Source organism: Pedobacter sp. TM02, from assembly GCF_059705275.1.
The window spans coordinates 2,255,153-2,278,368 of record NZ_AP046530.1; the positions used below are offsets into that span (position 1 = coordinate 2,255,153).

At 45.1% G+C, this 23,216-nt stretch carries 17 protein-coding genes; 8 read left to right on the top strand and 9 right to left on the bottom strand.

Going from position 1 to position 23,216, the window contains the following annotated elements; translation table 11 throughout:
- Positions 1-48: 48 nt before the first annotated feature.
- From AC6H1S_RS09455 to AC6H1S_RS09470, 4 genes are all read right to left on the bottom strand, one after another.
- Complete coding sequence (locus tag AC6H1S_RS09455) at positions 49-990, bottom strand: NADP-dependent oxidoreductase (RefSeq protein WP_497563426.1); 942 nt, start codon at positions 988-990, stop codon at positions 49-51.
- A 129-nt stretch (positions 991-1,119) separates the two neighbouring features.
- The gene (locus AC6H1S_RS09460; protein WP_199140782.1) at positions 1,120-1,428 is read right to left on the bottom strand and encodes a hypothetical protein; all 309 of its coding nucleotides are present in this window, start codon (positions 1,426-1,428) and stop codon (positions 1,120-1,122) included.
- A 124-nt stretch (positions 1,429-1,552) separates the two neighbouring features.
- Positions 1,553-1,732 (bottom strand): BF3379 family histone-like protein, encoded by a 180-nt coding sequence (locus tag AC6H1S_RS09465; protein ID WP_199140781.1) that lies wholly within the window; start codon positions 1,730-1,732, stop codon positions 1,553-1,555.
- Positions 1,733-1,912: 180 nt separating this feature from the next.
- A complete protein-coding gene (locus AC6H1S_RS09470) occupies positions 1,913-2,308 on the bottom strand; it encodes a cupin domain-containing protein (protein ID WP_497563427.1) in 396 nt (131 codons plus the stop codon).
- A 109-nt stretch (positions 2,309-2,417) separates the two neighbouring features.
- Here AC6H1S_RS09470 and AC6H1S_RS09475 point away from each other — a divergent pair, with 109 nt between their 5' ends.
- A complete protein-coding gene (locus AC6H1S_RS09475) occupies positions 2,418-3,188 on the top strand; it encodes an MBL fold metallo-hydrolase (RefSeq protein WP_497563428.1) in 771 nt (256 codons plus the stop codon).
- 91 nt (positions 3,189-3,279) lie between these two features.
- Here AC6H1S_RS09475 and AC6H1S_RS09480 read toward each other — a convergent pair whose 3' ends face one another.
- The 3 genes from AC6H1S_RS09480 to AC6H1S_RS09490 form a co-directional block, all read right to left on the bottom strand.
- A complete protein-coding gene (locus AC6H1S_RS09480; RefSeq protein WP_497566025.1) occupies positions 3,280-4,140 on the bottom strand; it encodes a S66 peptidase family protein in 861 nt (286 codons plus the stop codon).
- Positions 4,141-4,358: 218 nt separating this feature from the next.
- The gene (locus tag AC6H1S_RS09485; RefSeq protein ID WP_497563429.1) at positions 4,359-6,206 is read right to left on the bottom strand and encodes a DNA topoisomerase 3; all 1,848 of its coding nucleotides are present in this window, start codon (positions 6,204-6,206) and stop codon (positions 4,359-4,361) included.
- Positions 6,207-6,520: 314 nt separating this feature from the next.
- Positions 6,521-8,806 (bottom strand): GH92 family glycosyl hydrolase, encoded by a 2,286-nt coding sequence (locus AC6H1S_RS09490; protein WP_497563430.1) that lies wholly within the window; start codon positions 8,804-8,806, stop codon positions 6,521-6,523.
- Between the two features lie 186 nt (positions 8,807-8,992).
- Here AC6H1S_RS09490 and AC6H1S_RS09495 point away from each other — a divergent pair, with 186 nt between their 5' ends.
- The 3 genes from AC6H1S_RS09495 (at position 8,993) to AC6H1S_RS09505 (ending at position 11,682) form a co-directional block, all read left to right on the top strand.
- Complete coding sequence (locus AC6H1S_RS09495; protein ID WP_199140775.1) at positions 8,993-10,027, top strand: LacI family DNA-binding transcriptional regulator; 1,035 nt, start codon at positions 8,993-8,995, stop codon at positions 10,025-10,027.
- Positions 10,028-10,102: 75 nt separating this feature from the next.
- Positions 10,103-11,194 carry a tRNA 2-thiouridine(34) synthase MnmA gene (gene mnmA / locus AC6H1S_RS09500; RefSeq protein WP_199140774.1) on the top strand — a complete coding sequence of 364 codons (1,092 nt, stop codon included), beginning with the start codon at positions 10,103-10,105 and terminating at the stop codon, positions 11,192-11,194.
- 152 nt (positions 11,195-11,346) lie between these two features.
- On the top strand, positions 11,347-11,682 hold the full coding sequence (locus tag AC6H1S_RS09505) for a hypothetical protein (RefSeq protein ID WP_199140773.1): 336 nt from the start codon (positions 11,347-11,349) through the stop codon (positions 11,680-11,682).
- Positions 11,683-11,685: 3 nt separating this feature from the next.
- Here the strand turns inward: AC6H1S_RS09505 and AC6H1S_RS09510 are convergent, their stop codons facing one another.
- On the bottom strand, positions 11,686-12,462 hold the full coding sequence (locus tag AC6H1S_RS09510) for a M90 family metallopeptidase (protein WP_497563431.1): 777 nt from the start codon (positions 12,460-12,462) through the stop codon (positions 11,686-11,688).
- A 122-nt stretch (positions 12,463-12,584) separates the two neighbouring features.
- Here AC6H1S_RS09510 and aqpZ point away from each other — a divergent pair, with 122 nt between their 5' ends.
- Positions 12,585-13,289, top strand: a complete 705-nt coding sequence (gene aqpZ / locus AC6H1S_RS09515) for an aquaporin Z (RefSeq protein WP_497563432.1) — start codon at positions 12,585-12,587, stop codon at positions 13,287-13,289.
- Positions 13,290-13,359: 70 nt separating this feature from the next.
- Here the strand turns inward: aqpZ and AC6H1S_RS09520 are convergent, their stop codons facing one another.
- Entirely contained in the window at positions 13,360-13,878 is a 519-nt protein-coding gene (locus tag AC6H1S_RS09520) for a glutathione peroxidase (RefSeq protein ID WP_199140770.1), read from the bottom strand.
- A gap of 441 nt (positions 13,879-14,319) precedes the next feature.
- Between AC6H1S_RS09520 and topA the strand changes: the two genes are divergently transcribed.
- From topA to AC6H1S_RS09535, 3 genes are all read left to right on the top strand, one after another.
- Positions 14,320-16,869, top strand: coding sequence for a type I DNA topoisomerase (gene topA, locus AC6H1S_RS09525; RefSeq protein ID WP_497563433.1), 2,550 nt, complete (start codon positions 14,320-14,322; stop codon positions 16,867-16,869).
- A 63-nt stretch (positions 16,870-16,932) separates the two neighbouring features.
- On the top strand, positions 16,933-17,337 hold the full coding sequence (locus AC6H1S_RS09530) for a hypothetical protein (protein WP_497563434.1): 405 nt from the start codon (positions 16,933-16,935) through the stop codon (positions 17,335-17,337).
- 200 nt (positions 17,338-17,537) lie between these two features.
- Entirely contained in the window at positions 17,538-23,123 is a 5,586-nt protein-coding gene (locus AC6H1S_RS09535) for an alpha-2-macroglobulin family protein (protein WP_497563435.1), read from the top strand.
- The last annotated feature ends 93 nt before the right edge of the window (positions 23,124-23,216 follow it).

Sequence of the window (23,216 nt, forward strand, 5' to 3'; positions counted from 1 at the left end):
GCATAAGGCGGTTAAGTGGTTTGGCAGCTCCTGAACTGAAAATGGCTATTATAACTTAACAATAATCTTTCCGGTGGCTTTTCCCTGTTCCAGTTCGGTATGGGCCGCTCCCATCTGCTCGAAAGGATAAACCGAATTGATCAGCGATTTCATTTTTCCGTTGGCCAATAGTCCGGCCAGGATCTGCATGTCTTTTCCATTGCTTTCTACCAGCATTGCCCTTGCATTGACGCCTTTGGCTTTGGCCTGTGCTTCGATATCGCCCGACATGCCCGATGGAATGGAGATAACCCATCCATGAGGCTTAACAGCATCTAAAGACCTCACAAAGTTTTCGCCACCTACAGTATCGAAAACCAGATCGGCATCTTGAACCAGCTCTTCAAATTTTTGGGTTGTATAATCGATATGCTCATCGGCACCCAAATCCATTACCATTGATTTTTTGGCTGCGGAAGAGGTACCAATAACATTGGCGCCCAGATATTTGGCTATCTGTACGCCATAATGGCCAACACCACCAGCGGCTGCATGGATCAATACTTTTTGGCCAGCCTGTACATTGCCATAGGTAACCAATACCTGCCAGGCAGTTAAAGCGGCCAAAGTAGCGGCGGCGGCCTCTTCATGACTAATATTTGCCGGCTTTAGCGCCAAATGATGGGCTGGTGCGGCTACATATTCGGCATAGGCTTGGCCATGGCCTGGGAAATTGATCATCCCGAAAACTTCGTCGCCAGGCTTAAATGCCACCACATCCTCGCCTACACTTTCTACTACACCACTTACATCCCAACCAATAATCAATGGGTTCAACTCTTTTAAGCGGCCATAAACTCCAGTGCCCTTCCGTGTTTTCCAATCTACTGGGTTAATGCTGATGGCTTTTACCCTGATCAGCACGCCATCTCTGGCCACTTTTGGTTTTTCGACTGTGGTTAACTGAAGGTTTTCTACGCCACCGGGCTGGGTTAATACAATTGCTTTCATGCTGCGGTTCTTGAATAATGGTCAATACTCAACAAACATAAGGTTCAACAAAGGTTAAGTTTGTCATCAAAACGCTAAAAGATTTGAATATTCGGCCTTGGTTAAGTCATAGCTCCCAAATTTGTTCGGTTAAATCAGCCTCAAAGATGATCCGATCAGGCTCAGCTGATCAAAACGGGGTGCTTTTTCGAGCTCGCTCTCATCGCGTTCTTTCTGAAAATTTAAAAACGAGGGTACTTGAAGAATTTGCTGCTGCACTTCTTCGTTTTCGTACATAGATAGGTGGAAAAACGTAACGCCATCTTCTTTGATATACACCTGGTAGAGAAAATTGAGATGGGTCAATGCTCTAAAATCGGCCAGGAACAAACTGATATTTTGTTTGTTTCGCGCTACGAATTCTGGTTTTACGGTATAGCTTACTTCTACGGAAATCATGACGTTGCATTTTGGCAACAACTAAAATACGAATTTGTTGAAACAAGCAAAATCGTCTCTATAGGCGACGCAAAAAAAAGACCCTGCAAAGGCAGGGTCTTTTATAGAATTTGTGCACTGAGGCTTATTTAGCTGCGTTTTTTTTCTCAGTTACTTCAGTACGGATCTCTTGAGCCAATACTTTTAGGTCTTGCATTGCTTTACGTACACGAGTACCAGCTGCTGCATTTCCTGCGTTATAAAATTTTTCTGCGTCTGCTTCGATAGCAGCAATTACTTCTTTAACTTTTGAGAATTTTTCCATTGTAATAATTTTAATTTGGTTTCAAATATATCATTTAAACTAAAGAAACAAGCATGCTTTGGCTTTATAATATGGCGCTTACGGCCACTGCAGGGCACTTTTTAAAGCAAAACTACTGATTGGCAACCCTTTAGCACTTTATGCCGATTTTGGAAAAATTTAAAAAAAATATCAAAAAGGCTATTTAACCATAGTTAAAAGGCATATACAGTCGTTTGTGGCCCTTGCCTTAAACGACAATTGCTGGTGCAAGGTAAGCAGTTCGCCGGTTTGCAGCTTAACATCGGTACCCATGCTTTCGAAAGCCAGTTGACCATCTATCACCTGCAAACTCATGACGGCTTCTCCCTCTTCGCTTCCTGGCCTGATGGTTTCATCCTGTTGCAGGGCAATAAGGGTAATGGTAACCTGGTCTGACTTGAATACCGTAATGGCATTTTTCTTGTTTTTGGTGTAGGCTTCTTCTGTTTTGATCAAGCCAATGTACTTGGGCAGGTTTATGGGAATGATTCCTGCATCGAGGGTACGGGCTCCGGCCGGTCGTTGCGACGTAGCGTTGTTGCGTTTCTCTTCCATCTTGAATTTGTTTTAACTAAAACAGTATTGGCCAGCAGTTGTTTTGCGGTTGTTGGAATGTTTATAAAATTGCAAATCTAAACTCGATTTTTCCTGTATTTTTGCAAACATGGCCTTGTTTATTAGTTCATTGAACACCGGAAGCAACGGAAACTGCTTTTATATCGGTAACGATCAGGAAGCTGTACTTGTGGATGCTGGCCTGAGCTGCAAGGAAACAGAAAGCCGCCTGCAACGCCTTAACCTGAGCATGGAAAAGGTAAAGGCCATCTTTATTTCGCACGAACACAGCGACCATATCCGTGGCCTGCCCGTACTGGCCAAAAAATACAAGCTACCGGTGTACATTACCCAACGTACCCTGATTAGCGGCAGGCAACAACTGCCCTCAGAACTGGTTACGTCTTTTGGAACATATGCACCCATAACCTTTGGAAGTTTGGCTGTTACGGCTTTCCCCAAGAAACACGATGCGGCAGAACCACATAGTTTTGTGGTAAGTTGCAATGGGGTTACCGTTGGGGTTTTTACCGATATTGGCGACCATTGCGAACACGTTATTCATCATTTTAAGCAATGCCACGCCGCGTTTTTAGAGGCGAACTACGATGACGAACTGCTGGATAAGGGCAGGTACCCCTATTTTTTGAAAAACCGTATCAGGGGTGGAAACGGACACTTGTCTAACCAAAAAGCGCTTGACCTGTTTCTCAATTACCGACCGGCCTTTATGAGCCATCTCCTTCTTTCGCATTTGAGCAAAGACAACAACTGTCCGCAATTGGTACAGGAGCTTTTTCAGCAACATGCCAACGGTACCGAGATTGTAGTGGCTTCGAGGTTTGAAGAAACGCCTGTTTATTATATTACGGCCTGTTAAGCGGTTTCTATTTTCCCCAGTTTAGCTTTTGTACGGCACCTGGGAAACCCAAACGGCAAGAAATTCAAGCATGCTGTATTTTTAGGCCTGCCTAGATTTCTTCCAGCCTGGTGCCACTGGCTCTTACATCCAACCAGTGCTGTACGCCACATTTTAGTGCAAAATTGGCCCGCTGGTGCCCTACCGGGAAATCAAAACTGATGGGATAATCGTATTCTTTTACCTTTTCGAGCACAATATCGGTTAAGGTTTTGCCAAAGGCCTCTCCTTCGTCGTCGGGCTTTACCTTAAAACCTCCTACGATAAGGCCTCTTAACCTGGCTAGCTTGCCACTGCGTTTCAGGTTGTAAAACATACGGTCTATACTGTACAAGTATTCGCCGGTATCTTCTACAAACAATATTTTTCCGTCGGTTTCGATTTCAGAAATGCTTCCAGCCAGGTTTTCGATGCAACGCAGATTGCCTCCAATCAGCTCACCTTGTGCACTCCCCATCCTATTATTGTTATTGTAGAGAGCTGTATATTTCATTTTTTCACCTTTTAACGCTTTTTCAATCGAATTGATGGTGTCAATCTGGATGGGTTCGGCTTTGGTCCAATCGGCAGGAAAACTATTGCACATTTTAGAATGGATACTGGCCACTCTGTAATTGCTGTTGATATGGCAATGCAACACCGTAATGTCGCTAAAACCGATGAGCCATTTTGGTGAGGAACGATAAGCACTGAAATTGAGCTGATCTACAATACGCACCGCACCATAGCCTCCACGGGCGCACATGATAGCTTTGACCTGCGGATTATCCAACATTTCCTGCAAATCGGCCAAACGTTCCTGATCGGTGCCTCCAAAAGTAAAATCACGGGCACCTATGGTTTTGCCTATTGCGATATTAAAGCCCCAGCTTTTCATTTGGGTAACTGCAGGTTCTATTTCGGCCTGGGTAATGTAGCCAGCCGGACAGGTAATGCCAATGGTATCGCCTGCAACCAGGTATGGGGGGATTTTTAGCTTTTTGGCTGCTGCTGTTTCGGAAAGCACAGTTGCGCTGCTTTTGAAGGAATGCAGGAGCAACGAAGCCGGAATAATAGAAGAAAGGAAGTATTTGCGGTTCATTTGAAAGCAAGTTAACAAACTCCGGCTATTCGCCAAAATGACTGCGGCAACTAAACTGTTGCCGGTGCTTCGGCCAGTTGTGCCGAAAGGCTGGCACCTGCCACCAATAATTCTTGCGTAATGTTTTTGGTGTACTCGGCTATTTCGGCCTTGAATTCGGTTACCGATGCCCCTGCCCTGATTTCTTCCAAACGTTTTTCCCACTGACCGGTAAGCTCGGCTTGCGCGATCTTCTTGTCTTTAACGATTTCGTAAACTGCCAATCCTTTGGGAGTGGGCACCAGGTTTCGTTTTTCGCGACTGATGTATTCTCTGGTAAGCAGGGTTTCGATAATGGCCGCCCGCGTTGCTGGCGTACCCAAGCCGCTGTCTTTCATGGCATAACGCAGTTCTTCATCTTCAATTTCCTTGCCCGAAGTTTCTAACGCCTTTAGCAAAGAAGCTTCGTTGTATAGGGGCTTGGGCTTGGTTTGCTTCTCCAGCAATGCCTTGTTTACGATAGGCAGCAACTCTCCTTTTTTTACTTTCGGCAATGCCGGATTGTCTTCGTCCTTTTTATCGTCTTCTACCTCGTTAAACACCGAACGCCAACCGGCAGAGCGGATTACCGTACCATTGGCCTGAAAAGTAGTTCCTGATTCGATGGTGATTTTGGTCACTTCCTTTACGCATTCCTGATGGAAGGCTTCCAACATACGGCCTACTACCAAATCATAAATAGCCTGATGGTCTTTGCTCAGGTGCTGGGGTTGTATGCCCGTTGGCAAAATGGCATGGTGGTCGGTTACTTTCTTGGCATTCACGCTTCGTTTGTTCAAGGTAGCAGTCTGCAAAAACGTAGCGGACCTGCCAAATTCAGGATGTACCGCCAGGTTATTGATCAAAGCCGGTACGGTGGCAAAAATATCGTCGCCTATGTAACGGCTTCCTGTACGCGGATAAGAAACCAACTTGCTCTCGTAAAGGTTCTGCAACAGGTTTAAGGTTTGATCGGCCGTAAACCCGTGCTTTTTATTGGCTTCCTGCTGTAAGCTGCTCAAATCGTGCAAAAGCGGTGGCGGTTCTTTTCTTGGCTTGGCTTCTACGGCCGTAATGTTTCCACCTTGTGCAATGCCCGAGGCCACATCTTCTACCTTGTCGAATATGGCTTGCGCTTCTTCCTGAGTTTTGTAATTGGCAACAGAAATAGCCTTGAACAGCTGTCCATCTTTATCCAGTTGAATACCAATTTGAAAATAGGTTTGCGGCACAAAATTCTTGTTCTCCAGGTATCGGGCACAAACCATAGCCAAAGTTGGCGTTTGTACCCTGCCTAAAGAAAGTACGCTTTTGTTTCCGGCCGAAATGCTCAGGGCCTGGGTTGCATTCATGCCCACCAGCCAATCTGATTCGGAACGACAATGTGCCGAATTGAACAAGGTATCGTAATCAGTGCCTGGTTTTAGGTTCCTGAAACCATCCTTAATGGCTTCGTCGGTTTGCGATGATATCCATAGCCTTTTAAAGGGCTTTTTACATTTGAGAAAGTAATAGATATAGCGAAAAATGAGTTCTCCTTCGCGCCCGGCATCCGTTGCCACAATAATTTCGGAAGCCTCGTCGAACAGTTTTTTGATGATGTCGAGCTGTTTTCTTACGCCTGGGTCTTCCACAAAGCCATCTTTGGTTTTGATTTTGCGGATAGCCAGCTTGAATTTGGTCGGCAACATGGGCAAATGTTGTTTGCGCCAGCCGATAAAGCCGTAATCCTGAGGCGGGGCCAGTTGAAGCAAATGTCCAAAAGCCCAGGTAAAAGAGTAGCCCTTGCCTTCGATATAACCATCTTTTCTGGTGGTTGCACCAAACACTTTTGCTAACTCACGACCAACGGAAGGCTTCTCGGCAATTACGATCTTCATCTTTCAAATATTCAGTTTTCGGAGTTTAAATATCTAAAAAATATTAGAACCGACTTCAGAAAAGTTTTCCCCATTTGGGCTTTTCGGCGCTATCTGCTTGGCTGACAAGGGCCATAAAATGGCAACAATGCAACTGTTACTTGTTGGTCGGGAAATGTTTTCGCGACCAAGTTAACTCTGGATTGCAATCCGTTTTGATGAGTTGGATTTAAAACAAGTGCTATCTAGATAGAGTTGGCACATCCCGACTGGCTGTTTCACGAAAAAGCCACTGGTTTATGTCCAGTGGCTTTAAATCTATCATTTGATTTCGATTATGATTTTTTAGGCTTGGCACTCATGTAAAATGTCAATTTGCCACCATTGGCAATATCGCTATGCTTGATAAAAGGCTTTGCCAGTTCTTTTCCGTTCAGCAACACTTTTTGTACATACACGTTCTTATCGCTTTGGTTAATGGCTTCTACCGTAAAGGTTTTGCCGTTTTCTAAAGTCAGTGTAGCGTTGTTGACCGCAGGCGAACCCAGGGCATACTCATCGCCACCTGGCGAAACCGGATAAAAGCCCAGCGAAGAAAACATGTACCAGGCACTCATCTGGCCACAGTCGTCGTTGCCACCCAAACCGTCGGGTGTTGGTTTGTATTGCATTTTTAGGATGTGGCGTACCTGAGCCTGTGTTTTATAAGGCTGGTCGGCCCAATTGTAAAGGTAAGCCACATGGTGCGCCGGTTCGTTGCCATGTACATAGCCGCCAATAATGCCTTCGCGGGTAATATCTTCGGTATCGGCAAAAAATTCGTCGGGCAGGTGCATGGTAAACAACGTATCTAACCTCGCCGCAAATTTCTTCTTGCCTCCCATCATTTCTATTAAACCGGCAGGATCCTGAGGTACAAAGAAGCTGTAGTTCCAGCTATTGCCTTCAATAAAGCCCTGGCCATGTGTGCTCAACACATCGAAATCTTTTTTAAAGGTGCCATCGGCCAATTTCGGACGCATAAAGCCGGTAGTTTTATCAAAATTGTTCTTCCAGTTGGCCGAGCGCTTGATAAATTCATCATAAACATCCATACGGTTCAGCTTTTTGGCCATTTGGGCAATCGCCCAGTCGTCATAAGCATATTCCAAGGTATTCGAAACCGACACGCCGCTGCGTTCGGCCGGAATATAGCCTAAATCCATGTAATAGCCAATTCCTTCATAATTGCGGTGTTTGGCGGTAGTTACGCAGGCATCCAGCGCTTTGTTGGCATCGCCATTAAATATGCCTTTCACTACGGCATCGGCAATAACCGAAACGCTATGGTAGCCGCTCATGCACCAATTATCGTTGGCGTAGTGCGACCAAATAGGCAACATATGCAGGCTGCTTTGGTCGTAATGGGCCAGCATCGACTTCACCATGTCGTTATTACGCGTTGGCTGTACAATATTAAAGAAAGGATGCAAGGCACGGTAGGTATCCCAAAGCGAGAATGTGGTGTAGTTGGTAAAGCCTTTGGCCGTATGCACATCCTGATCCAAACCTTTATATTGTCCGTTTATGTCGGTATAGGTAGTTGGATTGATGAAAGCGTGGTACATAGCTGTATAGAAATTGGTTTTGTCATCTTCGGAAGCCGAAATGTTGATCTTAGCCAATTCTTTGTTCCAGGTAGCCTGAGCCTGGGCCTTTACCTTGTCAAAATCCCAGCCCGTAATTTCTGCGCGCATGTTTTGCAGGGCATTTTCTTGGCTTACCGGCGATAAGGCAAACTTGATTTTGATTTTTTCTCCTTCCTGGGTATCAAAATCGAAGAACATTCTTACTTTTTTACTCGCTATTTCAGGGAAATTCTTGTTTTGATCGAATTTGCCCCAAAAGCCTCTGTAAGCCTGGCGTGCGTCATAATTCTTTTGGCCGTAGTTTTTAAACGGCTTAGAAAAGCTCATGGCAAAATAAACCGTACGGGTACGTGCCCAGCCATAAGTTTGACGGTAACCGGTAACCAAGGTATCGTTTACTACCCTTACGTAGGTCCAGACCGTTTTGTCGTCGTAATTATAGATGCCAGCCATCAAGTCTAAAATGATATGGCTTTGGTCTGATTTGGGGAAAGTATACTGGTGCATGCCCACACGGTTGGTGGTGGTCATTTCGGCCAATATATTATCGTCGTCTAGTTTTACTTTGTAATAACCGGCTTCGGCAACTTCGTTGGCATGAGAAAATGCCGAGCGATAGCCTCCCTTCGGATTGCTGGCTGTACCGGGGTTCAGCTGCAGCTTGCCTTGCGTAGGCATGATCAGAAAATCGCCCAGGTCTGAATGTCCTGTACCACTAAAATGGGTATGGCTAAACCCAACAATGGTTTTATCTTCGTACTTGTAGCCGGCGCAATACTTGTACACATCGCCATTGTATTTGCCGTTCATCTCGTAAGGAATGGTATCGGTTTCGGGACTCAGCTGCACCGCGCCAAAAGGAACGGTGGCACCCGGATAGGTATGTCCCATTTTTTCGGTACCAATAAGCGGCTTTACATATTTAACCAGATTTTGTTGCGCCTGCGCTGCCATGGCAGACAATACAAGACAACAGAGCAGTGTTTTTTTCATTTGTTTAAGTCGTGTAGCAATGATTAGAAAGCCTAAGGTATTAATTTTTCATCAACCTCAAAAAACTATCTCTGCTTACAACTAAATGGTTTTAGTAAAAACATAGCGACCAAAATGCCTATTCGCTTTAAAAACGGCAAAATTCTGTATCTTTAGCCCTGAAATCTGCTAACGAGTCGATTGAAAATGAACAATAATATTACCTTAAGCGATATTGCCAAAGCCTTAAATCTATCTGTTTCTACCGTTTCGCGGGCGCTAACAGACAGCTACCAGATTGGCGATGAAACCAAGCAGAAGGTTTTGGCCTATGCCAAAGAGCACCATTATGTGCCAAACCGGATGGCACGAAGCCTCCGGGAAGGCAAAAGTCGTTCTATTGGCGTTATCGTATGTTCGATAGACAATAGTTTTATGGCCCAGATGCTGGATGGCATAGACCACTATTGTTCGGAAAGGGATTACCAGATTATTATCATGCAAAGCAAGGAGCTGTACGAACAGGAAAAGGCCAACGTAAGCCTGCTCTACGCTGGCGGCATCGACGGATTGCTCATCTCCCCTTCTTACCAAACTACCGATTTTAGCCACCTGACCAACCTGCAGCAAGCCGGTTTGCCTGTAGTGCTTTTCGACCGTTTAAGCAGCCACATCGAAACCCACAAAGTAGCTGTCGATAATTTTAAAGGTGCCTACGAAGCCACAGTGCACCTTATTCATAATGGTTATCGCGCCATCGCCCATCTCAATTGGAATACGCAACTGAGCGTAGCAACCGAAAGATTTAAAGGCTATCAAAAAGCGCTTGAAGATTTCGGCATTGCCTTTAACCCCGACTGGGTCAAATTTTGCGATACCACCAATGCAGCCACTTTAGACGAGGAACTGGCTACTGCCCTACAAGAATTAATGGCCTTGAAACAAGTGCCTGAGGCTATTTTTACAGCTACCGACCTTTTAAGCACCAAATGCCTGGCCCATTTGCATCAGTTAGGGCTTCGAATTCCAGACGATATGGCCCTGATCGGTTTTAGCAATACCGACTTGGCCGAAGTGCTTAACCCCTCGCTAAGCACCATCCACCAGCCTTCTTTTGAAATTGGCCGTTTAGCCGCACAGCAGCTGCTATCGCTTATTGCCGACAACAAGGCCCAGCCTTTCGAAACTATTCTCCTGCCTACCAAGCTGCAGGTACGGGAGTCGAGCCAGGCCAAATTCTAGTCTTTTGACATTGTTAAGACCGCCCATTTCCCATAATTAACTAAAAACCTGTATTTTTGCACTTTATTTACAGCAATGAGCAAACACGGTAGAATTTTGGTGGCCATGAGTGGCGGTGTCGACAGTTCGGTAGCAGCAGTGATGTTGCACGAACAGGGTTATGAGGTAATTGGCCTGACCATGAAGACCTGGGATTATGCAACATCGGGCGGCACCAGCAAGGAAACCGGTTGTTGCAGCCTGGATAGCATTAACGATGCCCGTACTTTGGCTGTAAATTATGGCTTTCCGCATTATATTTTGGATATCCGTGACGAATTTGGCGATTTTGTGATCGACAACTTTGTGGACGAGTATTTGGCCGGCCGTACGCCAAATCCTTGCGTATTGTGCAATACCCATATCAAATGGGAGGCCCTTTTAAAACGCGCCAACAAATTGGACTGCGAGTTTATCGCAACCGGCCACTATGCCAATATCCGTCAGCAAGATAGTGGAAGATACGTCATTTCAAAGGGGAAAGACGAAAACAAGGACCAATCTTATGTGCTTTGGGGCGTTTCGCAAGAGAACCTGGCGCGCACCAAATTCCCATTGGGTAGTTTCTCTAAAGCAGAAATCCGCCAGATGGCAATGGATATGGGCCAAGAAGAGCTGGCTAAGAAAAGCGAAAGCTACGAGATTTGTTTTGTACCCGATAACGATTACCGAGCCTTCTTAAAACACAAGGTGGAAGATTTGGAAGAACGCGTGGCCGGCGGTAATTTCATCAATAGCCAAGGCATGGTCATTGGTCAGCACAAAGGCTATCCTTTCTATACCATTGGTCAGCGTAAAGGTTTGGGCGTTGCTTTTGGCGAGCCGATGTTCGTAACGCAGATCCTGCCCGAAAGCAATACCGTAGTACTGGGCCGTGCTGAAGAATTGGAACGCAGAGAGGCTTTGGTCAGAAATGTAAACCTGATCAAATACGAAAGCATTCAAGAGCCTTTAGCAAACGTGGTGACCAAAATCCGCTATAAAGATGCCGGCATGCTGAGCACCATTGTTCAGGAAAAGGATAAAATGCGTGTGGTGTTCGACCATTCGGTGTCGGCTATAGCGCCTGGCCAATCGGCCGTTTTTTACGAAGGCAACGATTTATTGGGTGGCGGATTTTTGATCTAACCTACCCCTTCGAAATACGAAAAGCCACAAATGGAAAGATTTGTGGCTTTTTTTAACCGGCATGATGCTCTATTTTTTTACATCGGAAGATTTAACTAATTTTTAAGTTAATTTTAGTGGAGAACTATTTCGGTTAACCTAAATCTAAAAACATGAAAAAATTAGTCTTATTCTTGCTGTTGTGCACAGCTACCAGCTTCGCCACCCATTACAGTTTTGCCACTGTTTCGGTTCCTGTCCAAAAAAGATCGATCGACATCAGGTACTATGGCGATTTTGTTTTTCACATTGACAACGTAACCAACGAAATCGTCGACATCACTTCCAGCGATCCGAGCGTTACGGTGACTGCCTTCTTATATAGCAGCTTAACTCCCAATACGCCAACTACGGGAACGTACAAAGTAACCGGTTTAAAAATCAGGTATTCAGATAGTTCAGGCAACCAGCAGGCCATCTTTGGACCTATCTATTTAGCAGACCTTTAAACCTTAACCAGCCGGATGTTGTGCAAATATCCGGCTCAATTGTTCATACAGACCAGGATGCTGCTCTTTAAGTATTTCTGGCTGTTCGAAAAAATATTCTGAAGCTACGGCAAAAAACTCGGCCTCGTTGGTCATGGCATAAGGATCAATATCCGATTGGTCTTTATTGATTCGACCGATTTCTTCATGCATCATTTTAAGCCAGGGAATGGTGTATTCATGTGCCATCAAATTTTGTGGAATGCCATCGGTAGCGCCATCAGATTTATCCAGCAGGTGCACAAATTCGTGGATACCGGTATTCGATTTGCCCGCGCTGGCCGAAAATCCGAGTCGTAGGGCGCTTTTGGATAAGATCATCTGTCCGTTCATATAGCCTGTGCCCACCATGCCCAAAATATTGCGTTTCCCACCTTCAAAAGCAAAGTCTTCGTTAAAGGTATCAGGGTAAAGCACTACGCTGCCCAAGTTGCCATAGGCCCAATTGTCGAAACCAAAAATCGGGATTACGGCACTACTAGCCACCAAAAGGCGGTCTAAAGGTTCAACTTCTACCCCAACACCTTCTATTTTTACCGAAGCCAAGAAATCGGCTATTTTTTGAACAAATAGTTTTTTCTTTGCCTGGTCAAGGTGCCGATAATAGACAACATGCATATCGAGCAACCCGAGATCGGAAGCGGACAAAGGAACCGGTGTTGTTTTCTTCCGGCGAAGAATAAAATAAAAGGCCAATAACAGTACCAGCGCTATAAAGAGTACGGGATACAAATTCATCATCAAAACTAAGGCTTTTAAATTAACTTTCTTTTGGATGCAAGTAGCAAATTATTTATATATATTTAATTTAATATTAGTCGTCCCTATATAATTTTTTCGCATTTAAATTAAACTACAATTATATGGAAACAAGTAAATTCTCAAAATTTGGCGCCGAATTTGTCGGCACCTTGGTTTTAGTGTTAATGGGTTGCGGGAGTGCGGTTATTGCGGGGGCTAATGGAACAACTGGCGTAGGTCTGTTGGGTATCTCCTTTGCCTTTGGACTTTCGGTGGTGGCGATGGCTTATGCCATTGGACACATTTCCGGTTGCCACATCAATCCGGCTATTTCTATCGGCATGGTGGTAGCAGGCCGTATGAAGGCATCAGAAGCCATCTATTACATTATTGCCCAGGTGCTTGGTGCCATTGCCGGTGCAAGTATCCTGTTCTTTATCGCCTCGGGCAAAGCAGAGTATTCGCTCGCTGCCGGGCTCGGCCAGAATGGATATGCCGAACTCTCTCCACAGCACTACAACCTGGTATCGGGCTTTATTGCCGAAACCGTATTCACCTTCATTTTCCTCTTGGTGATATTTGGTGCTACATCTACCAAAAACATCAACGGAGGCTTTGCGGGTTTGGCCATTGGGCTCAGCTTGGTACTTATCCACATTGTAGGCATTCCGATTACGGGTGTATCGGTAAATCCTGCCCGTAGCATTGGCCCGGGTGTTTTGGTTGGCGGACAAGCCATTAGCCAATTGTGGCTGTTTATTGCCGCACCTATTTTGGGCGCTATTTTGAGTGCGGCTTTTTGGAGATTTATCCTCGAGAAAAATTAAAGCATAAAAAATGGAAAACGTAAGGCAGAAACCAATCCATCTTACGTTTTCCATCTGCTCTTTTACCTGCTTACAGGTTTTTGGTAATTGCAGGATCCAAAGGCTTTACCGCCGAACGGTAGCGATGCACTAATTGGCCTTTTTCATTGATCAGGAATTTCTCAAAATTCCATTTGATATCTCCCGTAAAATCTGGATTTTCCTGTGTAGTCAAATATTTGAACAAAGGTGTAATGTCGTTGCCTTTTACGCTGCTCTTTTCGGCCAGCAGGAAAGTGGTTTTGTAAGTTCCGGTACAGAATTCTTTAATGGCCGCATTGTTGTCTAATTCCTGTCCACCAAAATTACCTGCCGGAAAGCCAATCAGCACTACATCCTTGCCATATTCTTGATGTAGTTTTTCAAGGTCTTCGTACTGTGGGGTATAACCGCACTTGGAAGCTGTATTTACAATTAAAATCTTCTTGCCTTTAAATTTTGAAAGCTTAACGGTTTTACCATCTAATGTTTTGAAAGAAAAGTCGTAGATGGTTTGAGGCGGCTTTGGTGCAACCCATAAACTGATGAGGAGTAATAAGGTATTGATCATGGTTTTATTTTTTTGAGTATATACGAAGATAAGAACAAATTGGTTGGCTTGAATAATCGAAACGTCAAGAAAATTTACAGCGGCTTAAACCAGATAATCTTTAGGGCAAATAACAACATCTTCATGCCCTTAAGGCCTTCATGGTTTTAAAAAACCGCTTGTGCGCCTCAGAAAATCTAAGAATAAACAAATAACGTGGTCTTAACCGGTAAAAGCCTAATCAGCCAAAACGCCATATGCAATATGCCGTACACTATACGCCATCAGGAAGTAAATAAAATTATTTTTTTTAGCCCTGAAATAACCTGTCTAAAACCGTCCATACCTCATCAAAAAGAGGGAGTTAGCCATTTGCATGGCCTTGTTAATTTTAAAATAAATACGGTGCCAATTTTGAATTTAGCTTAATTTATAGTTTTATTTGCAGCAAAAGCGTTCTGAATGGCAAAAAATTTACTGATCGTCGAGTCACCTGCAAAAGCTAAAACCATAGAAGGGTATTTAGGAAAAGATTTTTTAGTGAAATCTAGTTACGGCCATATCCGTGACCTCGTAAAAGGCGATATGGGAATAGACATCAGCAATGACTTTTCGCAGACCTACGAGGTACCTGCCGATAAAAAGCAGGTGGTTACCGAACTCAAAAAACTAGCTAAGGAGGCCGAAATGGTATGGCTCGCGTCCGATGAAGACCGCGAAGGAGAAGCCATTTCCTGGCATTTATTCGAAACATTAGGCTTGAAAGAAGCCAATACCAAACGTATCGTTTTCCATGAGATTACCAAACCTGCCATTTTAAAGGCCATAGAAACCCCGCGAACCATTGATTATAACCTGGTGCATGCCCAGCAGGCACGCCGTGTGCTAGATCGTTTGGTAGGCTTTGAGCTTTCGCCGGTATTATGGAAAAAAGTAAAACCAGCTTTGTCGGCCGGCCGGGTACAATCGGTGGCGGTACGCTTAATTGTAGACCGCGAACGCGAAGTTAACCAATTCAATGCCACGGCTGCTTTTAAAATTACGGCCCAATTGAGCACCGGTAAAGGTCGCGAAATTGTAAAGGCAGAATTGCCACAACGTTTTGAAAAGGCAGCAGATGCCGAAAAATTCCTGCAGGATTGCGCAAGTGCCAACTTCTCGGTAAGCAACTTGGAGGTAAGACCTGCCAAAAGAAATCCGGCGGCGCCATTTACCACTTCTACCCTACAACAGGAAGCTTCCAGAAAGCTGGGCTATTCGGTGGCCAGAACCATGCAAATTGCACAGAAACTTTACGAAAGCGGTAAAATCACTTATATGCGTACCGATTCGGTTAACCTTTCTGAAACCGCCATCGCTGCCGCTGCCGCCGAAATCAAATCGGCTTATGGCCAGCAATACCACCAGCCAAGGGTTTACAAAACCAAAACAGCCGGCGCCCAAGAAGCGCACGAGGCCATCCGTCCTACTTACTTTAACCAGCATACTGCCGGGAGCGACAATGCCGAAAAACGTTTGTACGAACTGATTTGGAAACGTGCCATCGCCTCGCAGATGAGCGAAGCCATATTCGAAAAAACAACAGCCAATATCCATATCAATACCCGAAAAGAAGAACTGATTGCCGAGGGCGAAGTATTGAAATTTGATGGATTCTTAAAAGTATACCTCGAATCAACCGACGAAGAGGAAGATGATAACGACGACAACAACTTGTTGCCACCCTTAACAAAAGGCCAAATGCTATTGCTCAAGGAAATGGCTGCCGTTGAGCGTTTTTCAAGGCCTCCAGCCAGGTATACAGAAGCCAGTTTGGTTAAAAAACTGGAAGAATTAGGCATTGGCCGACCTTCTACCTATGCCCCAACCATTTCGACCATCCAAAACCGTGGCTATGTGGTAAAAGAAGACCGCGATGGCAAAAAACGCAATTTCGTAAGTATGGTATTGGCCGATGGCCACATCAGCAAGCAAACCAAAACCGAAGTTACCGGAGCCGAAAAGGCCAAGCTCTTCCCTACCGATATCGGCGAAGTAGTAAACGACTTCCTGGTAGAACATTTTAAGGGAATTGTCGATTTTAACTTTACGGCCAAAGTAGAAAAGCAGTTTGACGAGATTGCGCAAGGCTTGCAAGAATGGACCAAAATGTTGCATTCTTTTTACCAGCCTTTCCACACCGAAGTAGAAACCACCCTAGAAACGGCCGACCGTGCCAATGGCGAACGTTTATTGGGCGTTGATCCGGTTTCGGGTAAAAACGTATATGCCAAAGTGGGCCGTTATGGACCTCTGGTACAAATTGGCGACTTAACCGACGACGAAAACGACAAGCCACGCTATGCCAGCCTGTTAAAGTCGCAGTCGGTAGGAACCGTTACGCTTGAAGAAGCTTTAGACCAATTTAAACTGCCGTTCCAGCTTGACGATTACCAAGGCAAGGAAGTTTCGGTGGGTGTAGGCCGATTTGGTCCTTACGTAAAATGGGGCGATGCCTTTATTTCGATCCCTAAAAACGAAGATCCATTAAGCGTTGATATGGACAGGGCTATTGAAATTATACAGGAAAAAATGACTGCCGATGCACCGGTTGCCCAATACCAAAATATGCCGGTAACCAAGGGCACAGGCCGTTTCGGGCCATTTATTAAATGGAACGACCTGTTTATCAATGTACCGCGCGCCTATAATTTTGAAAACCTTTCGCAGCGCGACATCGAAGAACTGATTAGCAAAAAGATAGAAAAAGAGAACAACCGTTTTATCCAGCAATGGATAGAAGAGAAAATAGCCATCGAAAACGGTCGCTGGGGACCATTTATCCGTTTTGGCAAGGAAATGCTGAAACTGGGGAACAATCCGGCCACCAAGCAAAAATACACTGCCGAAGAATTGGCTGCTATCTCTTTGGATGACGTTAAAAAACTGATCGTTGCTCAAGTACCCGATGCTTTTGAACCCAAAAAGAAAAAAGCACCAGCCAAAAAGAAAGCGGCAGCGAAGAAGAAGTAAAAGTTTACGGTTTACAGGTTAGAAATAAACATAAGACCTTTCCAATCTTAAGACATTAGCACATTGAAAAAAGACCTGCCAGAAAATATTGTTGAAGATGTAGCCATCGCCGTGGTGCTGATGAGCGAAACGCCAGAGGTAAAAAACTGGAACGTGTATTTGGTCAATTTCAAAAAAGAACCCATTACCAACGTGCTCATTACCTCCAAAGGTTATGGCGAGAAAGACGGCAAGCAAGTCAAAACATCGTTGCTAAGGCATTTTATAGGCGATTTGGCCCCGCAGTCGTATGCCGCGGTTGAAGCTATTGATCCGGCCGTGTTTGGCTTAACCAACGAATACTGGCTCAGCTATTATATCGGAAAAGACATTTTTGATAAAAAGTTCATCTTCCTTCCCGAAAGCATCATCGATAACAACCTCATCCGTATTCCCCTATTGAACAAACCCGGAGTAATGATCAAGTAATTTATTGATAAATTAGAAGGTTTGTCGTGCCGCGCAAAGGAGCCCTTTCTCCTGCAAAGATTGCTTCGTTATTCTTCCTGGAAAGGACAGCTATTTTTATCCTTTTGTAGTCAGGACTGAAAACTGGAGAATCGTTGATAAATAAATTCTTCTCTACAAAGCTTTTTCGCTAATTTTCATGCATCACCCACAATTTATGTATGGAAAATACCGGAAAACCCATCGCTTCAGCTTCAAAAAAGTATATCCTTATCGGCCTGCTGGTGGCCATTGCGGCCGCGGCAGCCTTTTTGATCTTTAAAAAGAAAAAGCATCAGGACAACCAGGCTTATGCCAAGTACATCGAATCTTATACTTCGGGTACGATTTCTAAAAAGAGCTTTATCCGCGTGCACTTGGCCAGCGCCGTTAAGAACCTGACCGACCTGGGCAAGCCCGACGAACGCGAATTGGTCGATTTTTCGCCAAGCATTAAGGGAAAAACCTATTGGATTGATGCCCAAACCATCGAATTCAGACCTAGCGAAGCGCTCAAGCCCGATCAAAAATACGAGGCCACCTTACACCTCGATAAAATTACCACCACAGAAAAGGGCCTCGAAGATTTCGACTTCGACTTTAAGGTGATCAAACCGGGACTTAGCCTGAGCCAAAATGGCTTGGTATCGCAAAACAATACCTCTTTGGCCTACATGAAACTGAGCGGCGAGGTAAATACCGCCGATGTAGAAGAACAACAGCGCATTGAACAGGCCCTAAGTATTGATTTTGCGCAAAAACTCAAAGTAAAATGGCAACATAACCCAGAAAAGCACCAATCTACCTTTACCATCGACAGCATTAAAAAAGGAAGCAGCGAACTGGCACTCCTACTCAAATGGAATGGCGATGCCATTGGCGCATCAGATAACAAAGGCGAAGCAAAAATCATGGTGCCTGCCAAAAACGTTTTCAAGGTACTCGATATCAAAGCCATTCAGGGTTCGGAAGATTATGCCTTGATTCAATGTGCCGAACCGGTAAACGTGGGTCAGGATCTTAACGGATTGATTACTTTGGGAGCCCTGCAAGACCTTCGTTTTACGATAGACGGCAGTCAGATCAAAGTTTATGCACCCGATGAACTGCAGGGAAATTACAACGTTACAGTTAATACGGGTATCACCAATATTGAAGGCAAAACATTGCAAAGTGCCAAAACGGCCAATATCATCTTCGAAAACAAGCAGCCTTCGGTTACCATAGCAGGTACCGGAACCATACTGCCTAATTCGGGCAAGCTGGTATTGCCTTTCGAAGCTGTTAACCTGAAGGCGGTTGATGTAACCATTATCAAGATCTATGAAGACAACATTCCGCAGTTTTTCCAGGTAAACAATTACAAAGAAGGCAATGAGCTCCGTCGGGTGGCCAAACCGGTAGTCCAAAAAACTATTCGCTTAGACGAAGACAAGGCCATTAACCTGCACAAAAAAACACGTTTTACGCTCGACCTCGACAAGCTCATCAGAACCGAGCCGGGTGCCATGTACCGCGTAACCATTGGCTTTAGACAGGCTTACAACGTTTACGACTGCAAAGCTGACGAAACCAAGGTTGCCGATGGTGACGAAGGCGACGAAGACTATGGCAGCTATGGAGAAAAAATAGATGAAGACGACGAATTTTGGGAGCGCTACAACAGCTACTATCCCAATCACTACCGTTGGGACGATCGCAACAATCCCTGCACGCCTTCTTATTATACCAACGAACGCTGGGCCAGCAGAAACCTCTTGGCCTCGAATATTGGGCTGATTGCCAAGCGTGGCAACGACAACAGCATGCTGGTGGTGGCAACCGATCTGCTTACCGCAAAGCCTTTAAGTGGTGTCGATATAGAATTATTGGATTACCAAAGACAGGTATTGACCACGGTAAAAACCGATGGAGACGGTTGGGCTACCTTCGACCTTAAACGTAAGCCTTTCCTCTTGATTGCCAAGAACGGCAAAGAAAGAGGCTACTTAAAGCTGGATGACGGCAACTCGCTGCCTTTGAGCCGCTTCGATGTGGGTGGCGATGTGGTGCAGGAAGGCATCAAGGGCTTTATTTACGGAGAACGGGGTGTTTGGCGTCCGGGCGACAGTCTTTACCTATCCTTTATCTTGGAAGACAAACTGAAAAAACTGCCCGAAAATTATCCGGTTACTTTCGAGTTTTATAATCCGAAAGGCCAGCTGTCCAAAAAAATGGTAAGCGCTCAGGCACTAAACGGTTTTTATACTTTTAAAACCGCGACCGAAAGTACGGCGCCAACAGGCAATTGGCTGGCCAAGGTGAAGGTGGGTGGCGCTTCGTTCTCTAAAACCATCAAGATCGAAACCATTATGCCTAACCGCTTAAAAATCAACTTCGATTTAGCCGGGAAAACCTATTTGGGCAATGGCGCCTCATCGGCCACTACCCTTTCGGCCAAATGGCTTTTTGGTACCCCGGCACAAAACCTCAAAGCCAAGGTAGATGTAAACCTGAATACCATGCAGACCAAGTTTAAGGGTTTTGACGATTACAGCTTTGACAATCCCACCATCAACTTCCAGTCGCAGGTAAAAACCATTTTCGAAGGCACCCTAAATGCCAATGGCATGGCCACCGTTAATACCAATTTAAGCGAAAATAATACTGCTCCAGGTATGTTAAGGGCTAATTTCACCACCAAGGTATTTGAGCCGGGCGGTAATTTCAGCATCGACAATTTCAGCATCCCTTACCATGTTTACGACAATTATTTAGGCGTAAAAACACCAAAAGGCGATCGCCTGAGTGGCATGCTGGTAACGGGGCAAGACCATAAAATAGAACTGGTAAATGTTGACCGCAATGGCCGTTTAATGACCGGCAGCAAAACCGTTGAAGTAGAACTGTACAAAGTGCAATGGCGCTGGTGGTGGGAACAAGACAATCAGGAAAGTTATGCCAATTTTACGCAAAACCAATACAACAAACTGGTTCAAAAGCAATCGGTTATGCTTTATAATGGCAAAGGCTCTTGGACCCTGCGCATTAATGAGCCCGAATGGGGCCGTTACCTCATTTTGGTACGCGATGGCTTTGGAGGCCATACCACCGGCAAATCTGTGTATATAGATTGGCCGGGCTGGGCACAACGCGAGCAGGCCAACAACCCTACCGAAGCCTCTATGCTTTCGTTTACGGCCAACAAAGAAAAATTTAATGTAGGCGAAGAGGTGGTACTCACCATCCCTACCGGAGAAAATGGACGAGCCTTGATTTCAATAGAAAATGGCAGCCGTGTGCTTAAAACCTATTGGATTGACACCCAAAAGGGCCAAACCCAATTCAAGTTCAAGGCCGAAAAGAACATGGCGCCCAACGTATTTGCCAACGTAACCCTTTTGCAGCCCCATGCGCAAACCTTAAACGATTTGCCGATCAGGATGTACGGTGCCATTCCGTTAAGCATTGAAGATCCGGAAACCATATTGAAACCGGTCATCAAAATGCCGGCTACCCTAAAACCAGAAGTAGAAAGCAGCATTACCGTTGCCGAAGAAAAAGGAAAAGCAATGACCTATACCATTGCCTTGGTTGATGAAGGCCTGCTAGACCTTACCCGTTTTAAAACGCCAGATCCACATAGCATTTTTTACGCCAGAGAAGGTTTGGGCGTTAAAACATGGGATTTGTTTGATCAGGTATTGGGTGCCTGGGGAGGTAATCTTGAACGCATTTTGAGCATTGGTGGCGACGGCAGCGTAAACAGGAACCTCAATCCTGCAAAAGCCAACCGTTTTAAACCTGTCGTTAAATTTATGGGGCCGTACAAACTCGGCAAAGGCGAAAGCAAAACCCATAAATTTACCCTTCCCCAATACATTGGTGCCGTTAGGGCCATGGTTGTTGCGGCCCAAGAAGGTGCTTATGGCTATGCAGAGAAAAGCGTTGAGGTGAAAAAACCGTTAATGGTATTGGCCACGCTGCCAAGAGTAATTGGTCCGGGCGAAAGCTTTACTTTGCCGGTAAACATTTTTGCCACCAACAATAACCTCAAAAACGTAAGTGTTGCATTGCAGAGCGGGCAACTGTTGGTTAATGGCGCTAAAACACAGCAGCTAAGCTTTAAACAGGCCGGCGAGCAAATGGCTTATTTTCAGGTAACTGCTCCTGATGCCGTTGGCGTGGCTAAAGTGAAAATCGTAGCACAAAGCGGTGCCGAAAAGACCGTTTACGACGTAGAAATGGATGTACGCAATCCAAATCCTTATGTAAGCAATGTCATAGCAGCTACCCTGCAGCCTAAACAAACCTGGAAAACCGCATATAGTCCAATCGGCATGGCAGGCACCAATTCTGGAACGGTTGAAGTATCTTCAATTCCGCCGATCAACCTGAACAAACGCCTGGGTTATTTGATCCAATATCCGCATGGTTGCGTAGAACAGACCACCTCAGGTATTTTCCCACAATTAATGCTCGATAAGCTTACGCCATTGAGCAATCAGAAAAAAGCCGAGGTTGAACGAAATATCAAATCAGGCATTAACCGTTTAAAAGGTTTCCAAACCACAGAAGGTGGCTTAAGCTATTGGCCGGGCGAAGGATCGGCTGATGAATGGGGAACCAATTATGCCGGACATTTCTTGGTAGAAGCCCAGAACGCAGGCTATACCCTACCGGTTGGTCTGCTCGACGAACTGATCCGCTACCAAAAAAGCAAAGCCAATAACTGGGTACCTAATAGCAACAACTTTTATGGTGGCGATTTAAGCCAAGCCTACCGCTTATACGTGCTGGCCTTGGCTAAAAAACCAGAAATGGCCGCCATGAACCGGTTAAGGGCTTTTGAATACCTATCGGTAAGCGCTAAATGGCGATTGGCAGCGGCTTATCAATTGGCAGGCCAAAGTGCGGCTGCCAATGCCATGGTTAAAGGTTTAGCTTTAACTGTGGAGCCTTATAACCAACTGGGTGGCACTTACGGCTCTGAATTGAGGGATGAGGCCATGATTATGGAAACACTGACCCTGATGGGCCAAAAAGCAAAAGCCGGCCAATTGCTGCAAAGCGTTGCGGCTCGTTTGGGCAGAGATACCTGGTACAGCACGCAAACCACGGCCTATAGCTTATTAGCCATTGCCAAATTCTGTGGCCAAAATAGCAGTGCAAACAGGTTGCAATACAATTATGTAATCGATGGCCAAAACGGAAATGTAAACAGCGAACAATACCTGAACAGTAGTCAGTTGGGCTTTAAAAACAACAAGGTGAGCATTACCAACACCGGCAGCAACGTATTGTTTGTGCGTTTGGTGTTGCAAGGACAACCTGCCGCAGGCCAAAACAGCTTCCTGCCAAACAATCCCGATGCCCTGGGCTTGTCAGTAAGCTACAAAACCTTGAGAGGCCAAATCCTCGATCCAAGTGTGTTGAAGCAGGGAACCGATTTTTATGCCGAAGTAACCATCAAAAACCCTGGAAAAATGGGTTATTACGAACAAATGGCGCTGACGCAGATTTTCCCTTCAGGATGGGAAATTATCAATACCCGTTTAAACGACAACGAAAGTATGCTGGCTTCGTCGCCATATACCTATCGAGACATTAGGGATGATCGCGTATTCACTTATTTTAACCTCCGAGAAAATGAAACCCTCACCTATAAAGTATTGCTCAATGCTTCATATTTGGGCAAATACTACCTGTCGGCCGTACAATGCGAAGCAATGTACAACAACAACATCAGTGCTACAGTGGCCGGCAAATGGGTGCAGGTTATCAAATAGTTTCTAGTCGATGGTCCATGGTCATAGCTAAATTGACTATGGACTATTGACTTATAACTGCAAACTAACACCTAGAGCCTCGGCCAAATATTA

Bases quoted from the DNA above. Each gene is read 5' to 3' on its own strand.
- AC6H1S_RS09455 (WP_497563426.1), bottom strand. From the start codon at position 990: ATGAAAGCAATTGTATTAACCCAGCCCGGTGGCGTAGAAAACCTTCAG.
- AC6H1S_RS09460 (WP_199140782.1), bottom strand. From the start codon at position 1,428: ATGATTTCCGTAGAAGTAAGCTATACCGTAAAACCAGAATTCGTAGCG.
- AC6H1S_RS09465 (WP_199140781.1), bottom strand. From the start codon at position 1,732: ATGGAAAAATTCTCAAAAGTTAAAGAAGTAATTGCTGCTATCGAAGCA.
- AC6H1S_RS09470 (WP_497563427.1), bottom strand. From the start codon at position 2,308: ATGGAAGAGAAACGCAACAACGCTACGTCGCAACGACCGGCCGGAGCC.
- AC6H1S_RS09475 (WP_497563428.1), top strand. From the start codon at position 2,418: ATGGCCTTGTTTATTAGTTCATTGAACACCGGAAGCAACGGAAACTGC.
- AC6H1S_RS09485 (WP_497563429.1), bottom strand. From the start codon at position 6,206: ATGAAGATCGTAATTGCCGAGAAGCCTTCCGTTGGTCGTGAGTTAGCA.
- AC6H1S_RS09490 (WP_497563430.1), bottom strand. From the start codon at position 8,806: ATGAAAAAAACACTGCTCTGTTGTCTTGTATTGTCTGCCATGGCAGCG.
- AC6H1S_RS09495 (WP_199140775.1), top strand. From the start codon at position 8,993: ATGAACAATAATATTACCTTAAGCGATATTGCCAAAGCCTTAAATCTA.
- mnmA (WP_199140774.1), top strand. From the start codon at position 10,103: ATGAGCAAACACGGTAGAATTTTGGTGGCCATGAGTGGCGGTGTCGAC.
- AC6H1S_RS09505 (WP_199140773.1), top strand. From the start codon at position 11,347: ATGAAAAAATTAGTCTTATTCTTGCTGTTGTGCACAGCTACCAGCTTC.
- AC6H1S_RS09510 (WP_497563431.1), bottom strand. From the start codon at position 12,462: ATGATGAATTTGTATCCCGTACTCTTTATAGCGCTGGTACTGTTATTG.
- aqpZ (WP_497563432.1), top strand. From the start codon at position 12,585: ATGGAAACAAGTAAATTCTCAAAATTTGGCGCCGAATTTGTCGGCACC.
- AC6H1S_RS09520 (WP_199140770.1), bottom strand. From the start codon at position 13,878: ATGATCAATACCTTATTACTCCTCATCAGTTTATGGGTTGCACCAAAG.
- topA (WP_497563433.1), top strand. From the start codon at position 14,320: ATGGCAAAAAATTTACTGATCGTCGAGTCACCTGCAAAAGCTAAAACC.
- AC6H1S_RS09535 (WP_497563435.1), top strand. From the start codon at position 17,538: ATGGAAAATACCGGAAAACCCATCGCTTCAGCTTCAAAAAAGTATATC.